The sequence below is a fragment of the Bradyrhizobium genomosp. III genome (assembly GCF_000261705.1).
In the GTDB taxonomy this organism is placed as follows: domain Bacteria; phylum Pseudomonadota; class Alphaproteobacteria; order Rhizobiales; family Xanthobacteraceae; genus Bradyrhizobium; species Bradyrhizobium ottawaense.
Genome location: NZ_AJQF01000337.1, coordinates 1 through 23,944, shown reverse-complemented (window position 1 = coordinate 23,944; position 23,944 = coordinate 1). Strand labels below are relative to the sequence as shown.

At 65.4% G+C, this 23,944-nt stretch carries 23 protein-coding genes; 10 read left to right on the top strand and 13 right to left on the bottom strand.

The window, feature by feature from the left end:
• Positions 1-81 precede the first annotated feature (81 nt).
• The gene (locus tag IC66_RS0127325; RefSeq protein ID WP_028141584.1) at positions 82-408 is read right to left on the bottom strand and encodes an NIPSNAP family protein; all 327 of its coding nucleotides are present in this window, start codon (positions 406-408) and stop codon (positions 82-84) included.
• A gap of 197 nt (positions 409-605) precedes the next feature.
• On the opposite strand from IC66_RS0127325, the gene IC66_RS0127320 reads away from it, so the two are divergent.
• The 3 genes from IC66_RS0127320 (at position 606) to IC66_RS0127310 (ending at position 3,422) form a co-directional block, all read left to right on the top strand.
• Positions 606-1,280, top strand: a complete 675-nt coding sequence (locus IC66_RS0127320; RefSeq protein WP_028141583.1) for a response regulator — start codon at positions 606-608, stop codon at positions 1,278-1,280.
• On the top strand, positions 1,277-2,653 hold the full coding sequence (locus tag IC66_RS0127315; RefSeq protein ID WP_038949808.1) for a sensor histidine kinase: 1,377 nt from the start codon (positions 1,277-1,279) through the stop codon (positions 2,651-2,653). The genes IC66_RS0127320 and IC66_RS0127315 overlap by 4 nt, the downstream gene beginning before the upstream one ends.
• Positions 2,654-2,759: 106 nt before the next feature.
• The gene (locus tag IC66_RS0127310; protein ID WP_038949807.1) at positions 2,760-3,422 is read left to right on the top strand and encodes a class I SAM-dependent methyltransferase; all 663 of its coding nucleotides are present in this window, start codon (positions 2,760-2,762) and stop codon (positions 3,420-3,422) included.
• Positions 3,423-3,426: 4 nt separating this feature from the next.
• Here the strand turns inward: IC66_RS0127310 and IC66_RS0127305 are convergent, their stop codons facing one another.
• The 3 genes from IC66_RS0127305 to tpiA form a co-directional block, all read right to left on the bottom strand.
• On the bottom strand, positions 3,427-5,058 hold the full coding sequence (locus IC66_RS0127305; RefSeq protein ID WP_028141581.1) for a CTP synthase: 1,632 nt from the start codon (positions 5,056-5,058) through the stop codon (positions 3,427-3,429).
• Between the two features lie 166 nt (positions 5,059-5,224).
• Positions 5,225-5,611 (bottom strand): preprotein translocase subunit SecG, encoded by a 387-nt coding sequence (gene secG / locus IC66_RS0127300; RefSeq protein WP_018320274.1) that lies wholly within the window; start codon positions 5,609-5,611, stop codon positions 5,225-5,227.
• 140 nt (positions 5,612-5,751) lie between these two features.
• Positions 5,752-6,507 (bottom strand): triose-phosphate isomerase, encoded by a 756-nt coding sequence (tpiA, locus tag IC66_RS0127295; RefSeq protein WP_028141580.1) that lies wholly within the window; start codon positions 6,505-6,507, stop codon positions 5,752-5,754.
• 223 nt (positions 6,508-6,730) lie between these two features.
• Between tpiA and IC66_RS0127285 the strand changes: the two genes are divergently transcribed.
• Genes IC66_RS0127285 through moaC form a run of 4 tightly spaced genes read left to right on the top strand, consistent with a single transcriptional unit; the run spans position 6,731 to position 10,991 of the window.
• Positions 6,731-8,632 (top strand): SurA N-terminal domain-containing protein, encoded by a 1,902-nt coding sequence (locus tag IC66_RS0127285; RefSeq protein WP_038949805.1) that lies wholly within the window; start codon positions 6,731-6,733, stop codon positions 8,630-8,632.
• 14 nt (positions 8,633-8,646) lie between these two features.
• Positions 8,647-9,660, top strand: coding sequence for an anthranilate phosphoribosyltransferase (gene trpD / locus IC66_RS0127280; RefSeq protein ID WP_038949803.1), 1,014 nt, complete (start codon positions 8,647-8,649; stop codon positions 9,658-9,660).
• 7 nt (positions 9,661-9,667) lie between these two features.
• On the top strand, positions 9,668-10,489 hold the full coding sequence (trpC, locus tag IC66_RS0127275) for an indole-3-glycerol phosphate synthase TrpC (RefSeq protein ID WP_038949802.1): 822 nt from the start codon (positions 9,668-9,670) through the stop codon (positions 10,487-10,489).
• 1 nt (position 10,490) lies between these two features.
• The gene (gene moaC, locus IC66_RS0127270; RefSeq protein WP_028141576.1) at positions 10,491-10,991 is read left to right on the top strand and encodes a cyclic pyranopterin monophosphate synthase MoaC; all 501 of its coding nucleotides are present in this window, start codon (positions 10,491-10,493) and stop codon (positions 10,989-10,991) included.
• Positions 10,992-11,005: 14 nt separating this feature from the next.
• Here the strand turns inward: moaC and IC66_RS0127265 are convergent, their stop codons facing one another.
• On the bottom strand, positions 11,006-11,599 hold the full coding sequence (locus tag IC66_RS0127265; RefSeq protein ID WP_038949801.1) for a CGNR zinc finger domain-containing protein: 594 nt from the start codon (positions 11,597-11,599) through the stop codon (positions 11,006-11,008).
• A gap of 138 nt (positions 11,600-11,737) precedes the next feature.
• Between IC66_RS0127265 and IC66_RS0127260 the strand changes: the two genes are divergently transcribed.
• Both IC66_RS0127260 and IC66_RS0127255 read left to right on the top strand, forming a co-directional pair.
• Entirely contained in the window at positions 11,738-13,153 is a 1,416-nt protein-coding gene (locus IC66_RS0127260; protein ID WP_038949800.1) for an amidase, read from the top strand.
• Positions 13,150-14,406 carry an MFS transporter gene (locus IC66_RS0127255; RefSeq protein ID WP_038949799.1) on the top strand — a complete coding sequence of 419 codons (1,257 nt, stop codon included), beginning with the start codon at positions 13,150-13,152 and terminating at the stop codon, positions 14,404-14,406. The genes IC66_RS0127260 and IC66_RS0127255 overlap by 4 nt, the downstream gene beginning before the upstream one ends.
• Here IC66_RS0127255 and IC66_RS0127250 read toward each other — a convergent pair.
• Complete coding sequence (locus IC66_RS0127250) at positions 14,387-14,551, bottom strand: Flp family type IVb pilin (protein WP_038949798.1); 165 nt, start codon at positions 14,549-14,551, stop codon at positions 14,387-14,389. The two genes, IC66_RS0127255 and IC66_RS0127250, sit on opposite strands and share 20 nt — an antisense overlap.
• Before the next feature lie 310 nt (positions 14,552-14,861).
• Between IC66_RS0127250 and IC66_RS0127245 the strand changes: the two genes are divergently transcribed.
• A complete protein-coding gene (locus IC66_RS0127245; protein ID WP_038949797.1) occupies positions 14,862-17,594 on the top strand; it encodes a bifunctional diguanylate cyclase/phosphodiesterase in 2,733 nt (910 codons plus the stop codon).
• Here IC66_RS0127245 and IC66_RS0127240 read toward each other — a convergent pair.
• The 7 genes from IC66_RS0127240 to opgC form a co-directional block, all read right to left on the bottom strand.
• Positions 17,591-18,202: an RNA polymerase sigma factor gene (locus IC66_RS0127240; protein WP_038949796.1), complete on the bottom strand. Its 612-nt coding sequence runs from the start codon at positions 18,200-18,202 to the stop codon at positions 17,591-17,593. The genes IC66_RS0127245 and IC66_RS0127240 overlap by 4 nt on opposite strands.
• A 356-nt stretch (positions 18,203-18,558) precedes the next feature.
• A complete protein-coding gene (locus tag IC66_RS0127235) occupies positions 18,559-19,032 on the bottom strand; it encodes a hypothetical protein (protein WP_131233093.1) in 474 nt (157 codons plus the stop codon).
• 166 nt (positions 19,033-19,198) lie between these two features.
• Positions 19,199-19,963: a cytochrome c3 family protein gene (locus IC66_RS0127230; protein WP_312017535.1), complete on the bottom strand. Its 765-nt coding sequence runs from the start codon at positions 19,961-19,963 to the stop codon at positions 19,199-19,201.
• Positions 19,964-19,974: 11 nt separating this feature from the next.
• Positions 19,975-20,682, bottom strand: a complete 708-nt coding sequence (locus IC66_RS0127225) for a hypothetical protein (protein ID WP_038949795.1) — start codon at positions 20,680-20,682, stop codon at positions 19,975-19,977.
• Position 20,683: 1 nt separating this feature from the next.
• Positions 20,684-22,633 carry an FAD-binding oxidoreductase gene (locus tag IC66_RS0127220; RefSeq protein WP_038949794.1) on the bottom strand — a complete coding sequence of 650 codons (1,950 nt, stop codon included), beginning with the start codon at positions 22,631-22,633 and terminating at the stop codon, positions 20,684-20,686.
• Between the two features lie 23 nt (positions 22,634-22,656).
• The gene (locus tag IC66_RS0127215; protein ID WP_038949792.1) at positions 22,657-23,337 is read right to left on the bottom strand and encodes a Spy/CpxP family protein refolding chaperone; all 681 of its coding nucleotides are present in this window, start codon (positions 23,335-23,337) and stop codon (positions 22,657-22,659) included.
• Positions 23,338-23,490: 153 nt separating this feature from the next.
• Positions 23,491-23,944, bottom strand: a 454-nt coding sequence (gene opgC, locus IC66_RS0127205) for an OpgC domain-containing protein (RefSeq protein ID WP_038949791.1), incomplete at its 5' end; no start/stop codon positions are given.

Below are 23,944 nucleotides of genomic sequence, written 5' to 3'. Positions count from 1 at the left end.
ATCAACCCTATTCGGCCAAGGCCGGTCGAATATCAGGGTTGCGCCGGGGTCCCCGGCGCCTCCCTTTGCATCGGCAGGTTCCTACTTCACCGCCGAGAAGGCAGTCGGCGTCAGGAGCTGGCTGACGATATTGCCGACGATCTGGCCGTCCGCTTCGCTCTCGGCGCGTGCTTTCATCCAATCCGGATCGGTCATGAACGCGCCCCACTTCTTCTCGCGCTCGGCGAGCGAGTCCCAGGCCAGGAAATATGTCAGCTCCTGATTGGAGTCACCGATCAGCGTCGTGAAGAATCCGGCCTGCTTGATGCCGTGCTTCTCCCAGATCTTCAGCGTCGCGGTCTCGAATCGCTTGAGCAGCGCCGGCAGTCGGCCCGGCACGCAACGATAGATGCGCATTTCGTAGATCATTCTTGTTCCTCCCTGACCAAGTTCGGCGGTTATAACGACTGGCCCTGACGGTGTCTTGAGCCCCGCCCGACCGCCCCTGTCGCGTTCCGCGCATGGCTGGGGCCCGCTCAAGGCCACTCTGTCGCGGCCGGTTCCCGCAATGCTGCCGCAATGGTACGGCCGCTAGAATGGCACGGGTGAGGTTGAGGTGCCGGATCATGCGGATTTTGCTCGTCGAGGACGAGGCCGAAATGGCCGACGCGCTGGCGTCGGCGCTGAAGCGCTACGACATGGTGGTGGACCATGCCCCTACGCTCGCCGAGGCGGAGGAGGCCATTTCTGCCGACGTCCACGCCGCCGTCCTGCTCGATCGCCAGCTTCCCGATGGCGACGGTCTCGCCTTGATCCCGAAGCTGAGGGCCCGCGCCGACGGGGTGCCGATCATCGTGTTGACGGCGCGCGGCGAGGTCGCCGACCGCGTCGCCGGGCTCGATCGCGGCGCCGACGACTATCTGGCCAAACCGTTTGCCGTCGAGGAGCTGCTGGCGCGGCTGCGCGCGGTGTTGCGGCGGCCGGCCGGCCTCTCCCCTGATGTGATCCGCGCCGGGCGCCTCGCCTTCGACCTCAGTCACCGCGAGGCCAGCATCGACGGTGTGCCACTCGAGCTGCCGCGCCGGGAGCTGCTGGTGCTCGAGGCCCTGGTCCGCCGCATGGGCCGGACCGTGCTGCGCTCGGCGCTCGAAGAGGCGGTCTACAATTTCGACGACGAGATCCAGTCGAACGCGCTCGACACGCACGTGTCGCGGCTCCGACGAAAGCTCGCGGAAGCCGATGCGGGCATCGAGATCCACGGAATCCGTGGCGTCGGCTATCTTCTCAAGAAGCTGATATGAGCAAGCACGACGATCCCTATTGCCTGCGCTCGCGGCTGAGCTGGCGCCTGCTCTCGCTTCAGGCCGCGATCCTGGTCGCGCTGGTTGCGGTCGTCCTCGCCGGGCTCTGTGCCTCCGGCTTCGTGCTGGCCGAGCGCGACGAGGACCGCGTCATCGACGTCGTCCAGCACGCGCTCACACGCGAGGCGCAAGGCGGATTGGCCTTGCAGCCGACCGCAGAGCTGAAGCAGTTGCGCAGTGAAATACCTGACCTCTGGTTTCTGGTGCGCGACCGGCAAGGCCACTCGCTCAGCGAAGGCACCGTGCCGGCCGAATTCGCTGCGATCGGCAACGGCCTCGACCAGATCAGCCAGGCGCGGCTCGGCTGGCAGATGTTCGAGGACAATCCGCACAAGCCGGCGGCACGACTGAAGCGGGTCGACACCGATGCGGGCAACGTGCAGGTCATCACGGCGACACAAGGACGTCTGACCGGCGCCAGGGCGCTGTACATGACATCCCTTGCGTTCCTCGGCATCGCCCTGCCCGGCCTGCTGCTGATGGGAACGGCGACGTTCATCGCCACGCCGATGATCGTGCGGCGCGCGTTCAGGGGGCTCGATAGCGCAGCGGACGAGGCGCGGCGCATCGACATCCATCAGCGCGGCGCGCGGCTGCCGGTGGAGCGCATCCCGCTGGAGGTCATGCCGCTCGTGAGCGCGATCAACGACGCGCTGGCGCGGCTCGACCAGGGTTATGCCCGCCACAAACGCTTCGTCGCCGACGCCGCGCACGAGCTTCGTACGCCGATCGCGATCCTGAACACCCGGCTGGAGTCACTGGCCCCTGGGCCGGACAAGACCCGTCTGCTGGAGGATTCCGCGCGGCTGGCGACGCTCGCCGAACAATTGCTCGATATCCAGCGGATCGACCGCTGCGGCCATCCCTTCACGCGCGTCAATCTCGTCACCGTTGCGCACAGCGTCGCCGCCGATCTCGCGCCGCTGGCGATTGCCGCCGGCTACGAGCTGGCCCTCGACGCGCCGGCGACACCGATCGAGACCATCGGCGATGCGGCGGCGCTGGAGCGCGCGCTGACCAATCTCGTGCAGAATGCAATCCAGCACGGCCCGCGCCGCGGCACGATCGGGATTCGCGTCAGCAGGCCTGCGAGCATCGAGGTCGCGGACGAAGGCGCTGGCATTCCCGCCGGTCAGCGCGAGCAGATCTTCGAGCCGTTCTACCGGCTGACGCCGCTCGATCGCGGTGCCGGCCTCGGCCTCAACATGGTGCGCGAGATCGTGCAGCTGCATGGCGGCCACGTTTCGGTCGCGGACGGACCGGAGGGCGGCGCCTGTTTCCGGATGACGCTGCCGGAAATGCGGCAGAGCTGATTCAATTCGCATTCGCACAGGTCAGCGCAATGCTGTCGCAATGCGCTCCCGCGACACTGCATGCGTCGCACCTCATTGAGGTGCAAAGCAAGATTCCGGAGTGCGCATGCCCAACGATTTTCTTTCCTTCTTCCTGTCCTGGATGTCGTCCCCGCGTCGGGTTGGCGCGGTCGCACCGTCGGGTGCGGCGCTCGCCGATCTCATCACGCGCGAGATCAGCGCAACGACGGGTCCGATCCTCGAGCTCGGTCCCGGCACCGGCGCGTTCACCTACAAGCTGCTCAAGCGCGGCGTCCGTCCGCAGGACCTCACGCTGATCGAATACGGCTCCGACTTCATGAAGCTCCTGCAGATGCGCTTTCCCGGGGCGCGCGTGCTGTGGATGGACGCAGGCCGGCTTGCGACCGAGCGCCTCTATGATGGCGCTCCCGTCGGCGCCGTCGTGAGCGGCCTGCCGCTGCTCAACATGTCAACGCGCAAGGTCGTCTCGATCATCGGTGGCGCTTTCAGCTATGTCCGCCCTGGCGGCGCCTTCTACCAGTTCACCTACGGCATGAGCTGCCCGGTGCCGCGGCCCGTGCTCGATCGGCTCGGCCTGCGCGCCAAGCTCGTCGATCGCGCCTTGCTGAACGTGCCACCTGCCGCCGTCTACAGGCTGACGCGGCGGCCGCAGATGAAGATCGTCGCGGGATCGGTTGCGCCTGAATCATCCGCACGGGCCGCGCTGGAGCCGATGCAGCGCGCGCGCGACTACTCCGCCGCGCGCTGAGCCGTCAGACCAGCCGGCTCTGCACCATCGCCGCCTGAATGAACGAGGCGAACAGCGGATGCGGCTCGAACGGCCGCGACTTCAGCTCGGGGTGGAACTGGACGCCGATGAACCAGGGATGGTCCTCGTACTCGACGATCTCAGGCAGCACGCCGTCGGGCGACAGGCCTGAGAATTTCAAACCGTGCTGCTCGAGGCGGGCCTTGTAGGCGGTGTTGACCTCGTAGCGATGGCGGTGGCGCTCGGAAATCTCGGTCGCGCCGCCATAGACCTGCGAGACGCGGCTGCCGCGGTTGAGCGCAGCGGGATAAGCGCCGAGCCGCATGGTGCCGCCGAGATCGCCGGCCTGCGAGCGCTTCTCGAGCTCGTTGCCGCGCAGCCACTCCGTCATCAGGCCGACCAGCGGCTCCTTGGTCGGGCCGAACTCGGTGGAATTGGCGTCCTCGATGCCGACGAGATTTCGTGCGGCCTCGATCACCGCCATCTGCATGCCGAAGCAGATGCCGAAATACGGCACGTCGCGTTCGCGCGCGAACTGCGCCGCGCGGATCTTGCCTTCCGCACCGCGCTGACCGAATCCGCCGGGCACCAGGATGCCGTTGACGTGCTCGAGGAACGGCGCGGGATCTTCCTTCTCGAAGATCTCGCTCTCGATCCAGTCGAGGTTGACCTTGACCTTGTTGGCGATACCGCCATGCGAGAGCGCCTCGATCAGCGACTTATACGCATCCTTCATGCCGGTATATTTGCCGACGATGGCGATGGTCACGTCGCCCTCGGGATTGCGGATGCGTTCGTTGATCTGGTGCCAGCTCTTGAGCACCGGCGGGATGCGCGCTTCGATACCGAAGGCGGCAAGCACTTCGTCGTCGAGGCCTGCCGCGTGATAGGCTTCGGGCACGGCGTAGATGCTGTCGGCGTCGCGCGCCTCGATCACGGCGCTTTCGCGCACGTTACAGAACAGCCCCAGCTTGCGCCGCTCTTCCTTCGGGATCTCGCGGTCGGTGCGGCAGAGCAGGATGTCCGGCTGAATGCCGATCGAGCGCAGCTCCTTCACGGAGTGCTGCGTCGGCTTGGTCTTCAACTCACCGGCGCTCGGAATGTAAGGCAGGAGCGTGAGGTGAATGTAGATGGCGTGATCGCGCGGCAATTCGTTCTTGAGCTGGCGGATCGCCTCGAAGAACGGCAGGCCCTCGATGTCGCCGACGGTGCCGCCGATCTCGACCAGCACGAAGTCGTAATCGTCGTTGCCGGAGAGGACGAATTCCTTGATGGCGTTGGTGACGTGCGGAACCACCTGGATGGTCGCGCCGAGATAATCGCCGCGGCGCTCCTTGGAGATGATGTCCTGGTAGATGCGTCCCGTGGTGATGTTGTCCTGCTTGGTCGCAGGTCGGCCGGTGAAGCGCTCGTAGTGACCGAGATCGAGATCGGTCTCCGCGCCGTCATCGGTCACGAACACTTCGCCGTGCTGATACGGCGACATCGTTCCGGGATCGAGGTTGAGATAGGGGTCGAGCTTGCGGAGGCGGACCTTGTAGCCCCGGGCTTGCAACAGCGCACCGAGTGCCGCTGAAGCCAGACCCTTGCCGAGCGAAGAAACCACGCCGCCGGTGATGAATATGTACCGCGCCATGGGACTTAACCTCTAATCCCTCGAATTCGATTCGCCAAAGCGATTCGTATTCCGCCCCAAAGATTCTGCGGGCCTGTGGGTGAGCCAAAACTAAGAGTGGTGACAGTGCCTTGATGGGGATTGTTGATGCAGGACGGTAGCCACCGCCCTGCATGGCCCCCCTGCTTTATTGCGAACGAGGCACCTGCGGGCCGCTCGGAGCCGGCGCCTGCTGCTGCTCGTCGGCCTTCTTCAGCGAATCCAGGATGCCGCCCGAGGTCGGCGGCGCGATCGGCGATCCGCCGGCCGGCTGGCCCTGGGACGCCGGCGTGCCGATGATCGACGACGGCGCGCGGCTGTAGCCCGCATGCCAGGACAGGAACATGCTGGTGAGGAAGAAGCCAGCGGCGAGGATCGCTGTGGTCCGCGTCAAGAGGTTCGCGGTGCCGCGGCTCGACATGAAGCCTGCGCCGCCGCCCATGCCGAGGCCGCCGCCTTCCGACTTCTGCAGCAGGACAGCGCCGATCATGACGGCGACGATCATGAGATGGATGACGATGACAACGGTCTGCATAGTATCCTTCCGTCACAAGCGGGCGGCGCCTGACGGCGGCCGATCTCGCTTCGCGGGTTTTCCTGAAGTTGCGCGGTGTTACACGATCAGAGGGGGCATTGCCACCCCCGATCAGGTCCGGATCAGCCGCTTTGAGTTAGCTAGGGGCAGCCCTTGGCGATCGCAAGGAAATCAGCCGCCTTCAGGCTGGCGCCGCCGACCAGGGCGCCGTTGACGTTCTTGACCGCCATCAGCTCGGCCGCATTCGAGGGCTTGACCGAGCCGCCATAGAGGATGCGCATCTTCGCCCCGTCGGTTTTGAACCGGGAGGTCAGGACCTCCCGGATAAACCCATGAATCTGCTCGACATCCTTGGCTGTGGGGGTGAGCCCGGTGCCGATCGCCCAGACCGGCTCATAGGCCACGATGAGATTCGCGGCCGTCGAGCCCTCAGGCAGCGAGCCGGCGAGTTGCCCGCGCAGGATGTCCAGGGTCTGGCCGGCGTCGCGCTGGGCCTGAGTCTCGCCGATGCAGACAATCGCCGTCGCACCGGCGCGCCAGACGGCCTCGGCCTTCTGCCGGATCAGGGCATCGCCCTCGCCGTGGTCGGCGCGGCGCTCGGAATGGCCAACGATGATGGCCGTTGCCCCGGCATCAGCCAGCATTTCGGCGGCGATATCGCCGGTATGGGCACCGGAGGCCTTGGGGTGGCAATCCTGGGCGCCGACCCCGACTTTCTTGCCGCGCGCCTTGTCGGCGAAGGTGGCAATCAGGGTCGCAGGCGGGCAGACCAGCAGATCGGCCTTGCCGCTCACCCCGGCCGCACCGTCGAGCATGGCGTCGAACTCGGCAGCCTGGGCCTTCAGGCCGTTCATTTTCCAATTGCCGGCGATCAGGGGGCGGATGGCGTCGGTCATGTCAATTTCCAGCAAAATGAGGTTTGTGCATGCGCTAGCAGAGGACCTGCTGCAGTTCCAGAGACCAGAGGCTTTTAACCGCAGCCGCAAACGGTCGCCGGACCCGAGGTTGCGGGGGGAAAGCCACCACTTTATGATGATTGATCAATTTGGTGACGCGCTTTTGCTGAATCTGCATTAAGACGCGCTCCCGTTCCCCTCCTGCTCAAACAAGTTGGACCAAATGCTTCGAGGAATGCGCAAGGCCTCATCAAACTGGCTCGGCAAGACCATTATGGCCGTGGTGATGGGCGTGTTGATCGTCAGTTTCGGCATTTGGGGCATCGCCGACATCTTCAAGGGCTTCGGGCAGTCCACGGTGGCCAAGATCGGCAGCACCGAGATTTCGTTGAACGAGTTCCGCCAGATCTACACGGACCGCCTGCAACAGATCAGCCGCCAGTTCGGCCGTCCGCTGACGCCCGACCAGGCGCGTGCCTTCGGCCTCGACCGCCAGGTGCTGCAGCAGACGATCGCTGAAGCCGCCCTCGACGAAGAGGCGCGCCGGCTCGGGCTCGGCCAGTCCGACGACCAGATCCGCCAGGTCATCATGAACGACCCCAACTTCAAGGGCGTCGGCGGCAGCTTCGATGCGAACCGGTTCCAGGCCGTGATCCGCAATTTCGGCTATACCGAGCAGCGCTACGTCGCCGAGCAGCGCAAGGTGTCGCTGCGCCGGCAGATTACCGGCACGATCGGCGCCGGCCTCGAGCCGCCGAAGGCCATGATCGACGTGCTGACGCGCTTCCAGAACGAGCAGCGCGCCATCGAATTCGTCAGGCTCGACGCCGCCCAGGCCGGCCAGATCGACGCGCCCTCGCCCGAGACGCTCGCCGCCTATTTCGAGGATCATAAGGTCCAGTTCCGCGCGCCCGAATACCGCAAGATCTCCTTCGTCGTGGTCTCACCGGAAGACATCGGGAAGTGGAGCGAGGTCTCCGACGAGGACGCCAAGAAGGTGTTCGAGCAGCGCAAGGACCGGCTCGGCACGCCGGAGAAGCGCCAGATCCAGCAGATCGTGTTTCCCAACGTGACCGACGCGCAGGCCGCACGCGAGCGCCTCGTCGGCGGAATGTCGTTCGAGGATCTCGGCAAGGAGCGCGGGCTGAGCGCCTCCGACGTCGACCTCGGCCTCGTGACCAAGTCTTCGCTCGCTGCCGCCGTCGGCGATGCCGCCTTCGCGCTTCCCGCCGGCGAGATCAGCCAGCCGATCCAGGGCGGGCTTGGCGTCGCGATCGTCAGGGTCGACAAGATCGAGCCGGGCAAAGAGGCGGACTACGCCAGCCTTGCCGGCGACATCAAGCGCGAGATCGCCACCGAGCGCGCGCGCGTCAAGGTCGCCGATCTCCGCGACAAGATGGAAGACGAGCGCGGCGGCGGCGCCAGCGTGATCGACGCGGCGCAGAAGCTCGGCCTCACCGCCGTGACCATCGACGCGGTCGACCGCTCCGGCCGCGCCCCCAATGGCCAGCCGGTCGCCAACATTCCGCAGGGCCTCGACGTGGTGTCGCAAGCCTTCAACACCGATGTCGGCGTCGACAACGACTCGATTTCGTTCAAGGGCGGCTATGTCTGGTACGACGTGCTCGCCATCACGCCGTCGCGCGACCGCAATCTGGACGAGGTCCGCGACCAGGTCGAGGCGCGCTGGCGCCAGGACCAGATCGCCACCAAGCTCAAGGCCAAGGCGACCGAGATGGTGCAGAAGCTCGAAGCAGGCGGCAAGCTTGCCGATGAAGCCGCAGCGATCGGCGCCAAGGTCGAGACAGCAACCGGCTTCAAGCGCGACGACCCCCCCGCCAGCGTGCCCGCAGCCGTCGTGGCGGCTGCCTTCCGCACCGCCAAGGACGGCGTCGGACAGACGCCGGTGACGGGGGGCACCGAGGTGATCGTGTTCCGCGTCACCGACATCGTCGAACCCGCGGTCGACGCCGCCTCCGACGCGGTCAAGAAGCTGAAGGAAAGCCTCGACCGTGCCCAGACCGAGGAGCAGGTCGCTTCCTACGTCAACAAGCTTGAAACCGACATCGGGACCACCATTAATCAGGCCGCCTTCGCGCAGGTGACCGGCGCGAACCAGCAGTAAGTTGAAAGCACGCGATGGACGACCTGAAATCGATCATTGGAAAAGTGGCGACCGGCGCCAGCCTGTCGCGCGAGGAAGCGGCTTCCGCCTTCGACGCCATGATGTCGGGCGAGGCCACGCCCTCGCAGATGGGTGGCCTGTTGATGGCGCTGCGGGTGCGCGGCGAAACCGTGGACGAGATCACCGGCGCCGTTACGGCGATGCGTTCCAAGATGCTGAGCGTGACGGCACCGCCTGAAGCCGTCGACATCGTCGGCACCGGCGGCGACGGCTCCGGCTCGGTCAATGTCTCGACCTGCGCCTCCTTCATCGTCTCGGGCGCCGGCGTGCCGGTGGCCAAGCACGGCAACCGCGCGCTGTCGTCGCGCTCGGGCGCCGCCGACGTGCTGGCCTCGCTCGGGGTGAAAATCGACCTCAGGCCCGATCAGGTCGGCCACTGCGTGCGCGAATGCGGCATCGGCTTCATGTTCGCTCCCGCCCATCACCCGGCCATGAAGAACGTCGGCCCGACCCGGGTCGAGCTTGCGACACGCACGATCTTCAATCTGCTCGGCCCCCTGTCCAACCCGGCCGGCGTGAAGCGGCAGATGGTCGGCGTGTTCTCGCGGCAATGGGTGCAGCCGCTGGCGCAGGTGCTGAAGAACCTCGGCTCCGAATCCGCCTGGGTGGTGCACGGCTCCGATGGTCTCGACGAGATCACCCTCACCGGCCCGACCTTCGTCTCCGCGCTCAACAATGGCGAAATCCGCAATTTCGAGGTGACGCCGGAGGACGCGGGCCTTCCGCGCTGCGAGGCAGGCGCGCTCAAAGGCGGTGATGCCGACGCCAATGCAATCGCCCTGCAGAGCGTGCTCGACGGCAAGCCGAGCGCCTACCGCGACGTCGCGCTGATGAACGCCGCCGCCGCGCTGGTCGTGGCCGGCCGCGCCAAGGACCTCAAGGAGGGCGTCGCGATCGGCATGAAATCGATCGACAGTGGTGCCGCCAACGCGAAGCTGAAGCACCTGATCGCGATCTCGAACGGCTGAGCCTGACATGTCGGACATCCTGACCAAGATCGAAGCCTACAAGCGCGAAGAGATCGCCGCCGCCAAGCGCGCGCAGCCGCTGTCGGCGGTCGAGGCGAAGGCCAGGGCGCAAGCCGCACCGCGCGGCTTCGTGCGCGCGATCAAGGCCAAGCACGCCAATGGCGACTACGCGCTGATCGCGGAGGTGAAAAAGGCATCGCCGTCGAAGGGGCTGATCCGCGCCGATTTCGATCCGCCCCAGCTCGCCAAGGCCTATGAGGCCGGCGGCGCGGCCTGCCTGTCGGTGCTGACCGACACGCCCTCGTTCCAGGGCCATCTCGACTTCATGGTGGCGGCGCGTGCAGCGACGGCACTGCCGGTGCTGCGCAAGGATTTCATGTTCGACACCTATCAGGTGACTGAGGCGCGCGCGCACGGCGCCGATTGCATCCTGATCATCATGGCCGCGCTCGATGATGCCACGGCAAAAGACCTCGAGGATGCCGCGCTCGCCTACGGCATGGATGTGCTGATCGAGATCCACGACCGCGCCGAGCTCGACCGCGCGCTCAAGCTCCGCTCGCCCATGATCGGGGTCAACAACCGCAATCTTCGCACCTTCGAGACCACGCTCGCGACCAGCGAAACACTGGCGCCGCTGATCCCCGGGGATCGGCTGATGGTCGGCGAAAGCGGCATCTTCACGCCCGCCGATCTCGCCCGGCTCGAGCGCGTCGGCATGTCGACCTTCCTGGTCGGCGAGAGCCTGATGCGGCAGGCCGACGTCACCGCCGCGACGCGCACGCTGCTCGCGCGCGAGACGACGGCGCGCGCGACGGGCACGCGCTGATATGGCGCGTAATCCGGCCAAGAAGGCCGTCCCGGCCCTCACCCATATCGGCGCCTCCGGCGAGGCGCGCATGGTCGACGTGTCGGACAAGCCGGCGACCGAGCGGCTTGCGGTCGCGGAAGGCCGGGTCGTCATGACCAAGGCGACGCTCGATCTGATCGTGTCCGGCAATGCCAAGAAGGGCGACGTGCTCGGCACCGCCCGCATCGCCGGCATCATGGCCGCCAAACGAACCTCGGAGCTGATTCCGCTCTGCCATCCGCTGGCGCTGTCGAAGGTGACGCTCGACATCGAGCCCGACGCAAAACTGCCGGGCTGCCTCGTCCGCGCCAGCGTCAAGGTAACGGGTCCGACCGGCGTCGAGATGGAGGCCCTCACGGCCGTCTCGGTCGCCTGCCTCACCATCTACGACATGATCAAGGCGGTGGAGCGCGGCGTGCGCATCGAGGGCATCCATCTGGTCGAGAAGCTCGGCGGCAAGTCCGGCCACTACCGCGCCTGACTGCGCAATCCGCTCTATTTCGCCTCGCGCTGCCGCTCGCGATAAGCGCGCGTCTTCATCCGGTTGCCGCATAGCGTCGACATGCACCACCGCCGCGTCGATGGTTTCGACCGGTCGAAAAACACCCGCCGGCATTCCTCCGACGCGCACATCTTCAGCCGGTCCAGCGTTCCCACGAGGGTTGCGTCATGGAGCTCGATCGCGATGGCCGACAGGCCGGCGAGCGCATCCTCGCGCGCTGCTGACAGCGTCGCGCCACGGCCCGCGTGCGCCTCCACCCGCAACGGAAACGGCGCCAGCGCGTCATTGAGCGTGCCGAGAACGCTCTTGTTCCGAAGCCGCTCGCTCGGCTCACACTGCAGATAGGCACGCAAGGCCTCGCGCATCCTCAGCGCAGTCTCGAGCATTGCGGGCGTGACATGGCCGCCCTTGGCGCCAAGGCCGCGTTCCCGCATCCAGTCCGCCAGGTCCTTCGGGCCGCCAAGCGCATCGCTCTCCGGGTGCTCCACGCCGAAATGCGTGAAGTGGCGGACATCGAGCGTGTTGGCGAAATCGTAGAGGTTCGCCAACGCGTCCGGAACCTGGAATTTGCGCGACTCTTTCGACATCGGAACTCCAAAGATTTTGAACACCAGTAAAACAGATTTACCGGTTGACAGCAATCAACACCTGTATCTTATCTATACTGGTGTCGAACGATCCTTCGGGGTCGAGCGCCTCCAATCATCGGAATGGAGAATCGAGCCGTGGCCGACGCCCTGCACTATCTCGAACTCACCGCGCTCGCGGCACGCCTCAAGGCGCGCGAAATCTCGGCGCTGGAGGTGACGCGCGCGCAACTTGACCGGATCGATTCCATCGACTGCGATCTCGACAGCTACGTTCACGTGATGGCGGAAACGGCCATGGCCGAGGCGGAAACCGCGGACGCCGACATCGCGCAGGGCCGGTATCGGGGACCCCTGCATGGCGTGCCGATTGCGCTCAAGGACCTGTTCTGGACCGAGGGCGTTCCGACGGCGGCAGGCACCACGTTTCATCGCGACTTTCGTCCCAGTGAAGACGCAACCGTCGTGCGTCGGCTCAAGAACGCGGGCGCCGTGATCCTCGGCAAGGCGCAACTCACCGAGGGTGCCTATGCCGATCACCATCCGCTGGTGAAACCGCCGAAGAATCCGTGGAATGCAAGCTACTGGCCGGGCATCTCGTCCAGCGGCTCGGCGGTCGCAACGGCTGCCGGACTTTGCTTCGGCTCGCTCGGCTCCGACACCGGCGGTTCGATCCGCTGGCCCTGCGCCGCCAACGGCCTGACCGGAGTGAAACCGAGCTGGGGCCGCGTCAGCCGCCACGGCACCTTCGAGCTTGCCGCGACGCTCGACCATGTCGGACCGATCGGCCGTAGCGCCGCCGACGCCGGCGCACTGCTCGGCGTAATCGCCGGACACGATCCGAACGACCCGACATCGCTGGTCGATCCGGTCCCCGACTATCTGGCCGCCGCCGCACAGGACGTGCGGGGCTTGCGGATCGGCGTCGATCCCGCCTGGAACAGCGACGACGTGGACGTTGCGACCCAGCGCATGCTGGCGGATACCATCGATGCTTTCCGCGCGCTTGGCGCCGACACCGTCAATGTCCGATTTCCCGACGTCACGCAGGCGATCGCCGACTGGACGCCGAGCTGTGCGGTGGAAGCTGCGGTCGCTCAAGAGGCGACCTATCCCGCCCGCAAGGATGAGTATGGTCCGATCCTCGCCTCCGTGCTCGAGACCGGCCGCGCTCTCTCTGCTCTCGACTATCAGAAGATCCTGCTGCGACGGCTGGCGCTACGCGGCCGGGTGACTGCGCTGTTCGAGACCATCGACCTGCTGCTGATCCCGGTGCACCCGTTCCCGCCAGTGACGCTTGCCATGATCCAGACGCTCGGCGAACAGCCGGATCTGATCGCGAAGCTGCAGCGCTACACCTGCCCGTTCGACATGACCGGTCATCCCACCATCACGCTGCCAGGTGGTGCGTCCGCGGACGGACTGCCGATCGCGTTCCAACTCGTCGCCGCCCACCTGGGCGAGGCCACGCTCGTGCGCGCCGGCGCGGCCTTCCAGCGGGTCACGTCCTGGCATCGCCGCCATCCTTCCCTCACCTCGCGGAGGCAGCATTGACCACTCGATCCACGCTCGCTCAGCGAAACATTTTCCATGGCTGGTTCGTCGTCGCGGCGGCATTTGCCGTCATGTTCGTCGGCTTCGGCTCCGCCTACACGTTCAGCGCATTCCTCGAGCCGCTCCAGCGCGATTTCGGCGCCTCGCGCGGTTCGATCTCGCTGGTGTTCTCGATCGCGGGCTTTCTGTACTTCGCCCTCGGCCTCGTCAGCGGTCCACTCGCCGACCGGTTTGGCTCGCGTCCGCTGGCCGTCGCCGGCATGATCCTGGTCGCGGTCGGACTTGCGGCCGCTAGCGCTGCCCGGTCCGTCGTCGAGGTCTATCTCGCCTACGGGCTCGGCGTCGGCCTCGGCGTCGGCTGCGCCTATGTCCCAGCCATCGGCGCGGTGCAACGCTGGTTCGTCAGGCGCCGCGGCTTTGCCTCCGGGCTCGCGGTGAGCGGCATCGGGCTCGGTACGCTGGCGATGCCGCCGCTCGCCTCATTGCTGATCGCCTCGGTGGGCTGGCGCGGCGCTTATTTGGTGCTGGGCGCGATTGCGCTGGTGCTGGGCGGCGGGATGTCCTTGCTCATCGAGAACGATCCGAAGCACCGCGGGCTCGGACCCGACGGTGATCCGCCTCGCGATGCCGCGGGCGCCAACAACGCCGGCGGCGCATCCGTGCGCGAGGCCATCCGGTCGACGCGGTTTGTCGCTCTCTACCTATCGTGCCTGGTCTGCTCGTTCGGAGCCTTCGTCCCGTTCGTCCACCTCGCGCCCTATGCCCGCGACCACGGGGTCGCGGCATCCTCCGCCGTGCTGCTGCTCGGCGTGATCGGGGCCGGCAGCACCGCAGGCCGCTTCTTTCTCGGCGCACTCGCCGACCGGATGGGCCGCGACCGCGCGCTGATCATGGTCCTGACCGGAATGGCGCTCGCGATGGCGATCTGGGCCATTGCCGCTGATGTCTGGACCCTCGCCGCTTTTGCCTTCATCTACGGCGTGTTCTACGGCGGCTGGGTCGCGGTGCTGCCCTCTGTGGTCATGGACTATTTTGGCGGACGCAATGTCGGCGGAATCATCGGCATTCTCTACACCAGCGTGGCGTTCGGCACGCTGATTGGCCCGAGCGCGGCCGGCTTCGCCTACGACGTCAACCACAGCTACACGATGCCGATCCTGATCAGTGCCGCCGCGAACATCGTCGCGGCGCTGATCGTGGTGGCGATACTGGCGCGCAGCGGCACCCGCGCGATCAGCGCAGCGACGCGCTGATCGCGGTGAATTTGCTGTTGAGCTTGGCGCCCATGCCGTTCACGACGGTGATGATGGCCAGCGCGATGCCGGCCGCGATCAGGCCGTACTCGATCGCGGTTGCCCCACGCTCGTCGGCAAGGAAGTTCTTCAGGGTGCTTTTCATCGTTGCGTCCTCTCTGTGTCGTCAGCGGGCATCTCGCAAATCACATGCCAATGCCGAGGCGAGGATCCTCAACACGTTAGATGGTTAGGCCTTGGTTGATTGTGGGATGGCCGGCAGGAACTGACCGGCACCCTCGAACGCCTTCGGCAATTCCTGCCCGCTGTATCGCGGACCTCGGTTGCATTTGCGCGCGGCCGTTCACACAGCGTTAACCGCGCTTCCTAACTTCGCCTCCACACCGTTCCCGTAAACCAACGGGTGTCTTCGGGGCCAAGAATTGATCCTGACGTGTGCACGGCAATGATCCAGCATGATGACGAGATTCGGCAGTCGCCTCTTTGACCACGCCTTCGTGCGCAGCGGACCGATCCGCTGGCTGGTGGTGGGCGGCGCCCTGCTGATCGCGGCCATCGCCATTGGCTCGGTCCTGATGGCGCAGAATTTCCGCGAGCGGGCGCTGCGCAACTCCAGCCGCGAGCTGGAAAACACCGTGCTGCTGCTCGCCCATCATTTCGATCAGCAATTGCAGGATTTCGCGGTCATCCAGAAGGACTTCGTCGATCACGTCCGCACGACCGGAATCAGGACCGTGGAGGACTATCGCAAGCGCCTCGCCGGCGAGGACGTCCACCGGATGTTGCGCTCGAAGATCGAGGCCCTGCCCTACATCGGCGGCGTCAACATCATCGATGCCGAAGGCAATCTGATCAATTCATCGACGGCATGGCCGGCTCCGAAAGTGAACGTTGCCGACCGCGCCTATTTTCGCACCTTCAAATACGATCCCTATTCGCCGGATGTCCTGATCGAGCCGTTGCACAGTCGCATCTCCGGCGCCTGGACCGTCCTGATCGTGCGCAGGATCGTCGGGCCGAACGGCGAGTTCCTGGGTGTCGTCGGGCGCGGCATCGAGCCCGCCAATTTCGAGAAGTTCTTCGCCTCCGTCGTGCTCGGCGAAGGCGCGACGATCTCGATGCTGCATCGGGACGGCACGCTGCTCGCCCGCTATCCCCATTCCAGCGAATTGATGGGGCGGAATTTCAAGAACGGGACGCCCGCGCAGCAGAGAGTCTTCGGCCTCGATCACTTCGCCGGACGATTCATGAGCCCCGTCGACGGCGAAGACAGGCTGATCTCCTCGCGCGCCCTGCCCCACTTCCCGATCCTGATGATGGCCACCACGACGCGCGCCTCCGCATTGACGGACTGGCGCGAGCAGATCGGCATCCTGATCTCGGTGGCCGCCTCTTCCGCACTCGCCATCGCAGGCGTGCTCATCGCGGTCGTGCGCAAGCTTCTGGAGCAGCACCGCCTCTCGCGGGAACGGCTGACGCTGGAAAAGCAGCGGCTCGATCGCGCCGTCAACAACATGACGCAGGGCCTCTTGCTGTTCGACGCCGAGCAGCGGCTGGTAGTCTGCAATCAGCGCTATCTCGAAATGTACGGATTGTCGGCCGAGATCGTGAAGCCCGGCTCGAGCTTCCACGACATCATCGCCCATCGCAAGGCGACCGGCTCGTTCACGGGCGACATCGACGACTATGTCGTGCGCGTGCTGAAGGGCGTCCATACGCGCAATTCCATGGTAGTCGACACCTCCGACGGCCGCTCGATCCACATCCTCAACGAGCCGCTCACGGACGGCGGCTGGGTGGCGACCCATGAGGACATCACCGAGCGCCGCCGGATCGAGGAGCGCATCACCCACCTAGCCCATTACGACGCGCTGACCGACCTGCCGAACCGCACCATGTTCCACGAGCATCTGCGCGAAGAGCTGGCCGCAGTCGGCAGCGACGAACAGATCGCGGTGCATTACATCGACATCGACGAGTTCAAGGGCGTCAACGATGCGCTCGGCCATCTCGTCGGCGACGAGCTGTTGAAATCGATTGCCGCAAGCCTGCGCCGTTGTGCCGGCCCGGCGGATTTCGTGGCGCGACTCGGCGGCGACGAGTTCGCCATCGTCCAGAGCGCGGTGACGTCGCTCGACCAGGTCAACGAGCTCGTCGCGCGGGTCTTCGCGGCCATCCGCGCGCCGTTCGACTGCATGGGCCATCATCTCACCACCGACGCCAGCATCGGCATTGCGCTTGCGCCGGAACACGGCACGGCGCTCGACCAGGTCCTCAAGAACGCGGACATGGCGATGTACGCCGCCAAGTCCGCCGGACGCCGCACCTATCGCTTCTTCGAGCCGGAGATGGACGCCAAAATCCGCGAGCGCCGGCAGCTCGAGAGCGACCTGCGCCACGCCATCGCCCAAGGGCGGCGCGATGGCGGCCTCGAGGTCTATTACCAGCCCTGCCTCAGCCTGAAGGATGATCGCATCACGGGCTGCGAGGCATTGGTGCGCTGGCGTCATCCCGCGCGCGGCATGGTCTCGCCGGCGGAGTTCATCCCGATCGCCGAAGATACCGGCCTGATCAACGAGATCGGCGAATGGGTGCTGGCGACCGCCTGCCGGGACGCTGCGAACTGGCCCGACGACATCCGCCTCGCCGTCAACGTCTCGCCGGTGCAGTTCAAGAGCGGCACGCTGGCGCTGAAGATCATGGCGGCGCTCGCTGCTTCCAACCTGCCGGCGAGCCGGCTCGAGCTCGAGATTACAGAGGCGGTGCTGATCCGCGACGACGACACGGCGCTGGCGATCCTGCACCAGCTCCGCGCCATCGGCGTGCGCATCGCGCTCGACGATTTCGGCACCGGCTACTCGTCGCTGAGCTATTTGCACCGCTTCCCGTTCGACAAGATCAAGATCGACCGCTGCTTCGTCGACGACATCGGCGGCCCCGACGGCTCGGCCAGCATCGTCCAGGCCGTCGTCAACCTGGCGGCCGCGCGCCGCATGACCACCACGGCCGAGGGCGTCGAGACCGAGGAGCAACAGCGTCTGCTCCGCGCGCTCGGCTGCTCCGAGATGCAGGGCTATCTGTTCAGCGCCGCGAAGCCCGCCGACAAGGTGCTGGAGCTGTTCGCGCTGCATCGCAGCCGGCTCGCCCAGCGCGGCGGCGCGAAAGCCCGTCGCCGCGAGGCGAGCTAGGTCGGACCTCGGTTGTCGGCACAGCGGCATTCCCAGAAGCTTTCCTCGAGACATACAACGCATGTCTGCTCGAGACGCTCTTTCAGGGCGTGTCGCGCGCGATGAAGGCGAACGGTCAGGTTGTTGACGGTCACGCCCAGATCGGCCGCGACGAGCTCCCGCGACTCACCACCGAGGTCCACCCTTCTGATCACTTCGGCATGCTCCGGCTTCAGCAGGGATAGATGGGTATGAAGGCACTCGCAGACCGCGGCATTCGCCGCGGCCTCCGGATCGGCTGCGAGACGCTCGTTGAGCTCATGCGGGAACGGCATCTCCCGCGTTCTGCTCTTTGACATCTGACGGTGAAAGTCGGCGATGGTGGTCGCCAGGACCCTGCTCAACCAGCCTCGGACCGAATCCGCGTCGCGAATGTCGCCGGACCGCTCCAGCGCGCGCAGCATGAACGCCTGGAGCACCTCCTCCGCTTCCGCCTTCCCGCCAAAGCGTCGCTGCAGATAGCTGCGGAGGCGATCGTAACTGCCGACGAGGGCGGCACGAACGACGGCGTCCTGCGCATCCGGGGAGCCGACTGTCCGCACTGGCAGACTCTCGTTCGGCGATTTCATGACGCATCGTCCTTGCGTGACATTCGGTAGATTGCTTCGTTGGAGCGGGAACGCGTCAAATCGGTCACGGCGGCGATCCGCGGATGCGGCAGCCCCCGAACAAGAGTCGCGAAGATCACCGCTCGAACGTCGCTCACGCGGTCACCTCGCCTTCCGCAAGCCGATGATCGCGACGTCGGCGTTCTTCCGCTCAACACGCAGCGCACGCGATCAACGACCGAGACCGGTCCTGTCGCATCGCGGTGTGCGAAGTCTGGGTGCGCATCGCCGTCATCCGCCGGGGCATGGCGCCCCTCGCAGACGTGCCGATCCGCGCTCAAACCTGGAGCGACGCAGTTCGATCTTCGGGAGCTATCTCAGGCGATGGGGGGCCGGTAGTGACGGCGGAACGCACCCGCGTCGCCGATCACATCAGGCTGCGCTTCACAGCGCGCATGGGGCACGACGAACTCCGCAATCGCGGGAGCTTGAGGCGACACGGCGCTGAAGCACAGCACCGAGCCGCAGCAGGTGGCATGCCGGTCGCCAGGCCGGCCCTGATCGTCGTCGCAATCCCCGGCCATCGCAACGTCATGCGAATGCACAGTGGCACCTTCATCGTGCGCGTGCTCATGCGCAGGCTGATCGGCCGGATGCTCGCATTGAATCGATGCATCCAGAGCGGTCGAGATCGCAAGCGACGGTGTCATCGAGGCAAGCAGATATGCGATGGCGACAAGCCATCCCCACCACCTTCGCCTTGGCTTTCTCAAGCCAATCATCTGTGCACCTACTGCCTCGACCCGGAACATATAGCTCTGGTTGAAGGGACGGCCAACAGAAAACGACACGCGCGGCATCGTCAATGTAAGAGCGACGATGAGCGTCGTGCTCTGCGCAGGATTTCAAGGTTCGGCGCCTCTATCCGGCCGCGCGATTCATCGCGAAATGAGCCTCATATTTTTTTGCCGAATTCTGTAATGTGCAGCACCCATCTCCGTCGCACGCTCGAACCGGTCAATGATGCTTCATCCAGCCGACGCCCTTGATGTCATTGAACGAGTCGGTCCTGTGGCACAGAAAGCATTGATTGACCGATGCGTGCTCCTGCCCCGTGATCATCCGGTCCATCATGACGAAGTGGCCCATATAGTGGCTCGGCGGCGCCTGATGGCATTGGGCGCAGTCCCTCGACGTTGGCGAGGGGTGCAGGAAGCCTGCGATTTTCCAGGACGCGAGCCCATGGCATTCCGCGCAGTCCCGTCCAAACAATTCGCGGTGCGGCTCCCGGTTGCTGTGGCAGCCGGCGCAATCGAGCTCCGCCCTTTCCCGCCGGTCGGACTTTGGCAGGCCCAGAAATGTCTTCAGGTCCGCCGTCAGTTGGTCGGAAGCGGCCCGGTCGAACCATGCCCCGCCGGGGGGAGGCCTTGCGATTTGCAAAAGTGAGGCGTGATCCATCCTGATCGGCCGCCGCTCGCCGATGTGCTCAAGATGGCAGCCGGAACATTGACCGCCCGCCGCGGCGTGAAACGCCGTCGATTGCTTGGCGAGATCCCCGGCGGAAGGCGCATGACAGGAGATACAGGCCACCGGATCGACGCCTCTGACCGGCGTGTGGCAGCTCTCGCATTTGTCGGACAGAAATGCATGCTTCTCGGAAAGCGGCCCTGGCGTCACAAGCCTCGTCCACCCCGGAACGACCTCGGAGCTGCCCCGATAGAGAGCGATCAACACAACCGCCGCGCTCGCGACGACCAGTGTCGCGACCACGGCGTAGAGCACGCCCCTGATCGTCACGCGAGCCACCGCAGCCCGTAGTAGACCTCGGCCGCCACATGCACCACGAGCAACGCATACATGACGATCGCCGCCATGACATGCAGCCCGATCCACTGCAGGAAGATTCTCTTGATTGCTTCGCTCGATCCGATCGCCGATTCGAGGTCGGAAATGCCATCGACGAGCTGCAGCACGGGCACATTCTGCAACGCCGATCCAGGCACGGCGGCCCCGTCACGCACCCCCCGATCGGGCAACGACATAGCGGACGCCATGTGCTCGTAGGCCGACCTCAAGGTCGCCAGATGCGACTGCTGCTGACGGAGTTCCATCGCGGTCTGCGGCAGGTAGTAGCGCCCGACAAATCCGGTGACGACTACGACCAGCATGCTGGCCACCAGCGCGATCCCGAGCGGACTTTGAAATTTGTGGCCCGTGTGCAGAAGCGCGAAAAATGCCGCGACGATTCCTGCATAGGCGTGAAATGCCAGGAGCGTCGGCATCGACACGCATCGCGTGACCAGGGCCTTCAAACCCACGCTGTATTTCGTCATGGGATAGACGAGAAGAAGAATGATCAGCACGGCCGCACCGGCCCCGAGGACAAAGCCGGCGAGGCTTCCTGCGAACCTGATATCGGAGTGCAGCAGGAACGCCGGCACCAGCAACAACAGGGCCGCCAGAGTGACGTCGGCGATCAGGCGCCCTCTCCGATCCATCATGTCAGGCCTCGACGACCAGATCGCCGACCGATCTCGCCTGGCAGGCCAGGATCAGACCGTTCCCCTTGTCGTCCGCGGTCAGGGCGTCCTGGACTTCCATCGTGACGTTTCCTTGCAACAGATGTGTCTTGCAGACGCCGCAGACCCCGACCCGACAGGAATAATCGATCGAAACGCCCGCACCTTCGGCCACCTCCAGGACGCTTTTGTCCGGAGGCAGCGCCACAACCCTGTCGGATGTCGCAAAGCGAATGGTCGCCGTTGCAGGACCGACTGTTGCAGCCCCTTGATTGCTCGCCTCAGTCGCCGGCATTTGCGCTTCGGCCGCGACTTTGCCGGGAGGTGGAACGGCGCCGCGGGCCGGCCCAAAGGCCTCCGTCTTGATCTGCTCGCGCGGCACGCCGAGCCCGATCAAGGTTTTCCTGAGCGCGTCCATCATGCCGGGCGGACCGCACAAATGAACGCGTCGTCTGGTGAGATCGGGCACAGCCTGCGTCAGGAACTCGGCCGTGATTTGCCCCTCGCTTCCCATCCACGACGTGCCCGCGGCCCGCACCATCGTGGCCGCGACGTGCAGATTGTTCATCCTGCGCTGGAGATATTCCAGCTCGTCCCGGAAGATGAATTGCTCGGTCGTCTGCGCGCCATAGACGAGGTAGATCTGGCCGGGCCACGCGATGTCCGAGAGATACCGGATCGCCGCCATCAGTGGCGTGATGCCGACCCCGCCGCCGATCAGGACGACGCTGTCGGCTTCCACGCCGGTGAACGTGAAGGCGCCGGAGGGGCCTGCAACCTCGATGAGGTCTCCCGCCTTCAGCTGGCCATGCATGTAGTCCGACAGAAGCCCGCCGTCTTCGCGCTTGATCGTGGTCTCGACATAGGCGGTCTGGGCCGCGGACGACGCGATCGTGTAGGAGCGCCTGACGGTCTTTCCGTCGATCTCGATGGCGTAGGTCAGGAACTGTCCCGGCAGGAACGCAAAAGGAATCGCGCCGCCGTCCGGTGCCTGCAGACGGAAGGTCTTCACGTTCGGCGTCTCCTGATAGATCGCGCAGATCTTCAGTCTGCCCTTCCAGGAGCGGCCCGGTTCGACTCGTGCAGTGTCGCGATTTGTCTGTTGCGCAGGTGTCACCACGGCCTTCTCGTCCGGCGAGCTGACGGCCGTCGCGGATGGGCCGGCCGCGGCAACAGCCGGAACGGCCGCAGCGCGCGTCAGCCGATCGACCAGCGCGTTCGCCCGGCGCATGCGCGCGACATAGACGGCAATCAGCGTGAGCGAGAACAGCACCAGCAGCGCCATGGTCGTGACGTGAAACCAGGAGATTCCCTGCGTGTCGTCATCCGCAGCCATGGCACCGCGTTGGGGCAGCAGGTTCATCTGCGACTTGAACCACGCCTGCGTGATCTGCTGCGGCGGCTTGCCCTCGTGCAACGAACGCAGCGCGACCACGCCGCTCTGAACCGCGTTCAGGGACTCGCGAAGCCGCCGCGACGCCTGATCCGCCGCGACGCTATCGCCCCCGGCGATAGCGTGCCGCAGATCCATTTTGGCAGTCGCCAGCCGATCGGCCTCCGCGCTGATCCGCTCGCGCGCCTGAACCTCCAGCATGCTCCGCTGCTCGGCGGACAGCGCCGGCATGTCCATCAATGCCGGGTAGAACTCCTTGCGCGGCCGGCCCATCATGCCGTCCATTCCACCCATCATCCCCGGCGCGGCGCCGCTGGGCGGCACATCGGCCGCACCGCCTGTGGAGCCGGACGCTGCGGGATGATGTGTAGCGTGGTCGTCCTCTGCCTGCGCCAGCTCCCAACGCTGAGCGACCTGCCCCGTCGGATGCGCGCGGCCGAGGCCGAAGTCCGAAGCGAGCGCCGCATTCGCCACAAGCTGGCTCGTCAGGACGACGAGCGCAGACAAGCCGGCTCGACATCGAAGGGGCAGACCGAACATGATCTCGCTCTCGATTCCGGAGTTCAGAACGATGCAATCAAGGGCAGCAGGATCGTGTCGGCCGTCTGCTTCTGGCTCTCGTTCAATGACGCGTAGAGCCGCGTGAAGGCCTGACGGGCCGATTTGATGGCCTCCAGACGCTCGGACAAATGCCGTTCGTAGTGCTCCAGACGATCGGCGCTTCCCGACCTGTCATCCATCGCGAGCATCTTGCGCGCTTCCAGCAGGTGCTGCCGGCTCGAACGCAAGGCGTCGGCGACACCGTTCCAGTCGGCCGCCTGCTTGTCGCTGATCTGCAGCTCGGCCTTCAGGAAGGCGATCCGCCCCTCGATCCGCTCTGTCACATCCACGGGGCCGCTCATCGCACCGCTGCTGCCGGACGAACCCATCTGGCCGCGCATCATCTTCTCCATCATTTGCATCATCTGCATCATGCCGGAATTGTCCTGGCCTTGCGGCGGCATCTTCATCTTGTTGTCGTCGTTCATCCGACCGCCGCTCATGTTCTGCGGCTGCCCCGCTGGCTGGCCCATGTTCATCTTGTCGCTGGAATCCGACGGGGCCGGCATCTTCGACATCTTGTCGTCATCCATCATCGCGGACTGCGTATGGCCAGCGGCGATCGCGGACGACAGCCCAACCGGCCCCAGGGCAAGGACGGCAAAGGCGGCTGCGCTCAAGGCGAATTTCCTCGAAAGGTCCATGGTCTTTCTCCAGGGGTTTGATTCGGATGGTTCTCTGCTCATCGAGATCTGCGATGAGGACAGCGTGGGGCGGGTCAGGCCATATAGACGCGAAGCGCCGGCAACTCTTACGCACGGAGGTGTCAAAGGCCGCTGCGACTAACTCGGAAGTCGTCATTCGCCAGCCTCGCCGCGCTGCTCGGACGATCGGCTTCTGTCCACGCCTTTCGACCAGGTCCGGTAGTAGGCGACGCCCGTCATGATCCCGAGACCCGCGGCGCCAACGAGGATCTGAGCCAGAATTCCCTCCGATCCGAAATCGAGCAGGAAATGCGCGACGAACGACAGAAAGAGGCCGACACAGAACACGGACAGCGACTGCTGACCGCATCTGATCAAGGGTTGGAGCACCGGTGACCTCAGACCGGGCCAGTCGATCGGAATGAGCGAGACGACGATGAACACCAGGCTCGCCAGATGGATGACGCGATAAGGCCCCAGATTGGTCTTGTCGTTTGGAATGAAGACGGCGGCGAGCCCCTCGGGAATGTAGTCCCGCAGTCCCGGATTTCGTTCCGCCAGCGTCATCGCGAGCGCAAGGATCAGGAAGCCGCTACTGAGGACGAGC